Source organism: Streptomyces hydrogenans, from assembly GCF_014656075.1.
Classification (GTDB): Bacteria; Actinomycetota; Actinomycetes; order Streptomycetales; family Streptomycetaceae; genus Streptomyces; species Streptomyces hydrogenans.
In genome coordinates this window covers 1-6,201 of sequence record NZ_BNBS01000221.1, presented here as the reverse complement: position 1 = coordinate 6,201, position 6,201 = coordinate 1, and the positions used below count along the sequence as shown (strand labels likewise).

Genomic DNA, 6,201 nt, shown 5'->3' with positions numbered 1-6,201 from the left:
GGCGGGGCCCGGCGCCGGGGGTACGAGCGGCGGCGCCGCCGGGGGGAAGGGCGGTGCGGGCGGCGGCGTGCGGCCGCCGCCGGCGAGCGGGACGGCGACGGGGGTGTAGAGGGGGTGGGGGCGGGCCTCGGTGGTCACCTTCGGCACCCTAGGGCGGCCCGCGGGCCGGAATCCCGGGCGCGGGCCCGCCGCCGCGATCCTTAAGGCCGTCTTGAGGCGAGCCTGATCAGCGCTTAACCCGGCGGCTCCGGCGGCCCGCCCGGCCGCCCTCACAGCCCGTGCCGCGCCCGGCGGAGATCAGCGTTCCGTACGGGAAACAGTCGGGATGCCACCGGGAAACACCGGGCCCGCACCCTTCCGGGTATGAGTACACGGATCGTGGTGGTCGGAGGCGGAACGGCGGGCCTCCGCCTCGCCCAGCGCCTGCCGGTCACCCTCCTCGGCGAGGAGGCGCACGCCCCGTACAACCGGGTGCTGCTCGCCGACGTCCTCGCCGGGCGGTACGCCCCCGAGGTCGTCGCCCTGCCCGAGCCGCGCGAGCCGGTGCGCCGCGGGGTGCGGGTGGTGGGGATCGACCGGGCGGCCCGGACGGTCGCGTGCTCGGACGGCGAGGTCGTCGGATACGACCGGCTGGTCCTGGCCACCGGCTCCAACCCGGTGCTGCCGCCGCTGCGCGGACTGCGCGGGGCTGCGCTCCCGGAGGGCGTGCACTCCTTCCGCACCCTCGACGACTGCCTCGCGCTGCGGGCCGTGGTCCGGCCCGGGGTGCGGGCGGTCGTCATCGGCGGCGGTCTCCTCGGAGTGTCGGCGGCGCGGGCGCTGGCCGCGCTGGGCGCCGAGGTGGTCCTCACCCAGCAGGGCGAGGGCCTGATGGAGCGCCACCTGGACCCGCACGCCTCCGCGCTGCTGCGGGAGCACCTGGACGGGCTCGGCGTCGAGACCCACACCGAGTGCCGGGTCAGCGGTCTGCGGCAGCGGGACGGGGCGGTGACGGCGGTCGAGCTGGCCGACGGCTTCGTCCTGGACGCGCAGGTCGTGGTCCTGGCCTGCGGGGTACGGCCCCGGGTGGCGCTGGCCCGCGAGGCGGGGCTCGACGTGCGGAGCGGCGTCGTCGTCGACGACGAGCTGCGCACCTCCGACCCGTACATCCACGCGATCGGCGACTGCGCCGAGCACGACGGCCGGGTCTACGGCCTGGCGGGCCCGGCCCTGGAGCAGGCGGACGTCCTCGCGGACGTGCTGTCCGGCACCGCCGGGCCCCGCTACACCGGCACCCGGGCCCTCACCCGGCTCACCCTCGGCGGGGCGCAGCCGCTGGACCTGGCCGCCTTCGGCGAGGCCACCCCGCGGCCGGGCGACGACGTCGTCCAGCTGACCGACGCCACCAAGGGCGCCTACCGCAAGGTCGTCGTCCGCGACAACCGGCTCGTCGGGGGCGTCCTCCTCGGCGATCTGGCCGCGGTCGGCGCGCTCGCCCGGGCCTGGGAGGGCGACGAAGCCCTCCCGGAGGCCCCCCTGCTGCACCTGCTCACCCACGACGGAGGCTCCTCATGACCACTCCCACCATCGTCCTGGTCGGCCACGGAATGGTCGGCCAGCGGTTCCTGGAGGCGCTCGCCGACCGGGGCGTCACCGAGCGGGCCCGGATCGTGGTCCTCTGCGAGGAGCCGCGCCCGGCGTACGACCGCGTCCAGCTCACCTCGTACTTCTCCGGGAAGACGCCCGACGACCTGTCGATGGTCGAGGACGGCTTCATGGAGCGGCACGGCATCGAGCTGTACACGGACGAGCCCGTGGTGGGCGTGGACCGCGCGGCGCGGACGGTGACCGGCCGGTCGGGACGGGTCGTCGCCTACGACCACCTGGTGCTCGCCACCGGCTCGTACCCCTTCGTGCCGCCGGTGCCCGGCAAGGACGCCACCGGCTGTTTCGTCTACCGGACGATCGAGGACCTCCTCGCGATCGAGGAGTACGCGAAGTCGGCGACGACGGGCGCGGTGGTCGGCGGCGGGCTGCTCGGGCTGGAGGCGGCCGGCGCGCTGAAGGGCCTCGGACTGGCCACGCACATCGTGGAGTTCGCGCCCCGGCTGATGCCGGTGCAGGTGGACGAGGGCGGCGGCGCCGCGCTGCTGCGGACGATCGAGCAGATGGGGCTGACCGTGCACACCGGCACGGGCACCCAGGAGGTCGTGACCGCCGACGGGGCGGTGACGGGCATGAAGCTGTCGGACGGCTCCGAACTCGCCGTCGACATGGTGGTGTTCTCGGCGGGCGTCCGGCCCCGGGACCAGCTGGCGCGCGACTGCGGCCTGGACGTGGGCGAGCGCGGCGGCATCGCCGTCGACGAGCTGTGCCGCACCTCCGACCCGGCGGTCTTCGCGATCGGCGAGTGCGCGCTCGCCTCGGACGGGCGGGTCTACGGCCTGGTGGCGCCGGGCTACGAGATGGCGCAGACGGTGGCCGCGGTGCTCGCCGAGGAGGCGGGCGAGGACACCGGCTTCACCGGCGCCGACCTGTCGACCAAGCTGAAGCTGCTCGGCGTGGACGTGGCCTCCTTCGGTGACGCGCACGGCACCGCCGAGGGCTGCCTCGACGTCGTCTACTCGGACTCCCGCGCGGGCGTCTACAAGAAGCTGGTGGTGGACGCCGAGGGCCGGCTGCTGGGCGGCGTGCTGGTCGGCGACGCCGACTCGTACGGCCTGCTGCGCCCGCTGACCGGCACCAAGCCGCCCGTCTCCCCCGAGCAGCTGGTCCTTCCGGCGGGTGCCGGGGCGCCGGTGGCGCTCGGGCCGTCCGCGCTGCCGGACGACGCCGTCATCTGCTCCTGCCACAACGTCACCAAGCACGCGATCGGCCAGTGCGGCTCGCTGGCCGAGGTGAAGAAGTGCACCAAGGCCGGCACGGGCTGCGGCAGTTGCGTGAAGGTCATCGAGAAGCTGCTGCCGAAGGCGGCCGACCAGGGGCTGTGCGGCTGCTTCTCCTACACCCGCACCGAGCTGTACGAGATCGCCCGCGCCCTGCGGGTGACCTCCTTCGCCGCGCTGCTGGACTCGCACGGCCGGGAGGGCGCGAAGGGCGGCGAGGGCTGCGAGGTGTGCAAGCCGACCGTCGGCTCCATCCTCGCGTCGCTCAACAACGGCTACATCCTCGACGGCGAGCAGGCCGCGCTCCAGGACACCAACGACCACCACCTGGCCAACCTCCAGCGCAACGGCTCCTATTCGGTGGTGCCCCGCATCCCCGGCGGCGAGATCACCCCGGAGAAGCTGATCGTGATCGGCGAGGTGGCCCGCGACTACGGCCTCTACACGAAGATCACCGGCGGTCAGCGGATCGACCTCTTCGGCGCCCGCGTCGACCAGCTGCCGGCGATCTGGACCCGGCTGGTGGACGCCGGCTTCGAGTCCGGGCACGCGTACGGCAAGGCGCTGCGCACGGTGAAGTCCTGCGTGGGGCAGACCTGGTGCCGCTACGGCGTGCAGGACTCGGTGAAGATGGCGATCCAGCTGGAGCTGCGCTACCGGGGCCTGCGCGCCCCGCACAAGCTGAAGTCGGCCGTCTCGGGCTGTGCCCGCGAGTGCGCCGAGGCGCAGTCGAAGGACTTCGGCGTGATCGCCACGGCGAACGGCTGGAACCTGTACGTGGGCGGCAACGGCGGCGCGACCCCGCGCCACGCGGACCTGCTCGCCCAGGACCTGTCGGACGCGGAACTGATCCGGCTCATCGACCGGTTCCTGATGTTCTACATCCGGACGGCGGACCGCCTGGAGCGGACGTCGGTGTGGCTGGAGCGCCTGGAGGGCGGGCTCGACCACCTCCGGGACGTGATCGTGAAGGACTCGCTGGGCCTCTGCGACGAGCTGGAGTCGCTGATGGCCGCGCACGTCTCGGACTACCAGGACGAGTGGGCGCAGACCCTGGACGACCCGGAGCGGCTGCGGCGCTTCGTCTCCTTCGTGAACGCGCCGGAGACGCCCGACCCGACGGTGCGGTTCGTCCCGGAGCGGGACCAGATCAAGCCGGACCTCACCATCCTGACGATCGGCACCCTGGAAGGAGCCCTTTCCCGATGACGACCCTCGAACTCTCCCCGGTACCCGAGGCCTGGATGGCGGTCTGCGAGGAGGCCCGGCTGACCCCGGGCCGCGGCCTGGCGGCGCTGCTGCCGGACGGCCGGCAGGCGGCGGTCTTCCGGGACCGTACGGGGCGGGCGTACGCGATCGACAACCGCGACCCCTTCACCGGCGCGCAGGTGCTGTCCCGGGGGCTGATCGGCACGGCGGACGGCCGGCCGTTCGTGGCCTCGCCGCTCCTGAAGCAGCGCTTCGACCTGGAGACGGGTCGGTGCCTGGACGACGACGAGGTGACCGTGACGGTCTATCCGGTGCGGCTGACCTGAACCCGGGTTACTTGACCGACCGTTCCAGATAGGCGTACGGTCATCTCATGGCCAGGACCAAGGAATTCGACCCCGAGGCCGCGCTCCAGGCAGCGCTCGACCTGTTCTGGGCGCGCGGCTACGAGGCGACGTCGATGGCGGACCTCGTGGAGCACCTCGGCATCGGCCGGGCCAGCATCTACGCGACCTTCGGCAACAAGCACGAGCTGTACCTCAAGGCGCTGGACCGCTACCTGGAGACCCGGGACCCCCGGCTCGTCGAGGAGCTGTCCGCGCCCGGTCCGGCGCTGCCGGCCGTGCGGGCGCTGGTCCGCCGCTTCGCCGCCGAGGCGACGGCGGAGGGCGAGCGGCTGCGGGGCTGCCTGGTCACCAACTCGGCGGCGGAGCTGGGGCCGCACGATCCGGTGGTGGCCCGCCGGGTCGAGCTGAGCTGGGAGCAGATCGAGACCCTGCTGTACGCGGCGCTCACCCGGGCCCGCGCCCAGGGCGAGCTCCCGGCGGACCGCGACCCGCGCACCCTCTCCCGGATGCTCCTGGTCCTGCTCCAGGGGATCCGGGTGGTGGGGAAGGCGTCGACGGACCCGGCCAGGGTCCGGGACGCGGCGGAGGAGGCCCTGCGCCTGCTCGACTGAGCGGCCGCGCGGAGGGGCGCCCCTGGAGGGCGCCTTTTCTCGGGGTCGATTCTGGAATGTACGGTCAAGTACAGAACACTGGGGGACGGCATGACGACACACGCGGACACCACGACGGGCAGCGGCACCACCACGACGGCCACGGGGCCCGGCGGCACCCCGCCCGGCGGCGCGCGACGGGGCTTCGTCCTCCTCGGCGCCGTCCAGATGACGCTCATCTTCACGCTCGCCTCGCTCGCCGTGCCGCTCCCCCGGATCGCCGCCGAATTCGGCCTGGTCCGGGGGGAGTCGATCCTCCTCAGCGCCGCCTACGGCCTCACCTTCGCCGGACTGCTGCTGCTCGGCGGGCGGCTCGCCGACCGGTACGGCGGACGCCGGGCGCTCACCGCCGGACTGCTCCTCTTCGGCACCGCCTCCGCGCTCGCCCCGCTCGCCCCCGACTACGCCGCCCTGCTCGGCGCCCGCTTCGCCCAGGGCGCCGGCGCCGCGCTCGTCGCCCCCGCCGCGATGGGCCTGCTGCGCGCCCTGTACCCCGAACCGGCCGCGTACGGACGGGCGATGGGCACCTGGGGCGGGCTCTCCGTCCTCGGCGCCACCGCCGGGAACCTGCTCTCCGGCGCGATCACCGCCGCCTCCTCCTGGCGGGTCTCCTTCGCCGTCCCGGTCGCCGTCGCCGCCGGCGCGCTGTTCCTCGCGCCCCGGCTGCTGCCCGCCACCCCGCCCGGCGCGCGCCGCGCCCTCGACCTGCCGGGCGCGCTGCTCGCCACCGCCGGGATCGTCCTCGCCAGCACCGGCCTGGTGCTGACCGACGCCCACCCGTGGGGCTCCGCGCCCGTCCTCGTCCCGCTGCTCACCGGCCTGGTCCTGCTCGCCGGCTTCGCCCGCGCCCAGCGGCGGACCGCCGACCCGCTCCTCCCGCCGGACTTCCTGCGCGACCGGCGGCGGCTGCTCGGACTCGCCGCGATCGCGCTGACCGCCGCCGGCACGGCCACCGTCTTCGTCCTGCTCTCGCTCGCGCTCCAGCAGGACCGCGGCTGGTCCGCGCTGCGCACCTCGGGCGCCTTCGTGCCCTTCGCCGTCGCGCTGCCCGCCGCCGGACGGCTCGCGGGCCCGCTGCTCGGGCGGTACGGACCCGGCCGGGTCGCCGCCGCCGGACTCGCCGCGGCGGGC

The 6,201-nt window shown here is 74.8% G+C and carries 5 protein-coding genes; all 5 read left to right on the top strand.

The window, feature by feature from the left end; translation table 11 throughout:
• Window positions 1-363: 363 nt before the first annotated feature.
• Window positions 364-1,554, top strand: a complete 1,191-nt coding sequence (locus IE321_RS40200; RefSeq protein ID WP_190226588.1) for an NAD(P)/FAD-dependent oxidoreductase — start codon at window positions 364-366, stop codon at window positions 1,552-1,554.
• Window positions 1,551-4,073, top strand: coding sequence for a nitrite reductase large subunit NirB (gene nirB / locus IE321_RS40195; protein ID WP_190226587.1), 2,523 nt, complete (start codon window positions 1,551-1,553; stop codon window positions 4,071-4,073). The genes IE321_RS40200 and nirB overlap by 4 nt, the downstream gene beginning before the upstream one ends.
• A complete protein-coding gene (gene nirD, locus IE321_RS40190; RefSeq protein ID WP_190226586.1) occupies window positions 4,070-4,399 on the top strand; it encodes a nitrite reductase small subunit NirD in 330 nt (109 codons plus the stop codon). The genes nirB and nirD overlap by 4 nt, the downstream gene beginning before the upstream one ends.
• A gap of 47 nt (window positions 4,400-4,446) precedes the next feature.
• Entirely contained in the window at window positions 4,447-5,031 is a 585-nt protein-coding gene (locus tag IE321_RS40185) for a TetR/AcrR family transcriptional regulator (protein ID WP_043221402.1), read from the top strand.
• Between the two features lie 90 nt (window positions 5,032-5,121).
• The coding region (locus IE321_RS40180) for an MFS transporter (protein WP_190226585.1) at window positions 5,122-6,201 on the top strand (1,080 nt) is incomplete at its 3' end.

Bases quoted from the DNA above. Each gene is read 5' to 3' on its own strand.
- nirD (WP_190226586.1), top strand. From the start codon at position 4,070: ATGACGACCCTCGAACTCTCCCCGGTACCCGAGGCCTGGATGGCGGTC.
- IE321_RS40200 (WP_190226588.1), top strand. From the start codon at position 364: ATGAGTACACGGATCGTGGTGGTCGGAGGCGGAACGGCGGGCCTCCGC.
- IE321_RS40185 (WP_043221402.1), top strand. From the start codon at position 4,447: ATGGCCAGGACCAAGGAATTCGACCCCGAGGCCGCGCTCCAGGCAGCG.
- nirB (WP_190226587.1), top strand. From the start codon at position 1,551: ATGACCACTCCCACCATCGTCCTGGTCGGCCACGGAATGGTCGGCCAG.